This is a genomic window from Vibrio sp. 1078-1, assembly GCF_033340475.1.
In genome coordinates this window covers 1-560 of the sequence record NZ_JAWOWM010000711.1, presented here as the reverse complement: position 1 = coordinate 560, position 560 = coordinate 1, and the positions used below count along the sequence as shown (strand labels likewise).

Sequence of the window (560 nt, the reverse complement as noted above, 5' to 3'; positions counted from 1 at the left end):
AATGAAAAAACGTACCCAACTTAGTCTTGTCATGACGTCTGTTGCTCTGGCGGTTGGCGCGGCATCAGCTCAAGCGGCGGAACTAGAAATTACGGTTACCAACGCAACCAAAGGCATTTACTTTACACCGCTTATCGTCGCGGCGCATGGCTCAGATCTGCACATGTTTAAAGTCGGAGAATTCGCCACAACAGAGCTTGAAGCGATGGCTGAAGGTGGGGATATTTCTGGATTATCGACCGTGATTGGCAACGCAGGCGGCGCAGTCGTAGAAAACCCTGCGGGCGGTATTCTCAATCCGGGCGTTGCGACCACGTTTACTTTGGATAGTGGCGATCACGGTTACCTCTCACTTAGCGCGATGCTATTGCCAACCAATGATGGTTTTGTCGGCTTAGACAGTTGGAAAATTCCAACCGAAGCGGGCACTTACAAAGCGACCTTGAACAGTTACGACGCGGGCACTGAAGCGAACGACGAGTTAGCGTCCAGCATTCCTAATCCTCCTTTTATTACCTTCGGTAGCGGTGGTACTGGCGTAGAAACGGCGGTGAGCAATG

General features: G+C 51.4%; 1 protein-coding gene. It reads left to right on the top strand.

What is annotated here, in order from left to right:
- Position 1 precedes the first annotated feature (1 nt).
- A partial coding sequence (locus R7190_RS29655) for a spondin domain-containing protein (protein WP_318138178.1) occupies positions 2 to 560 on the top strand: 559 nt, incomplete at its 3' end.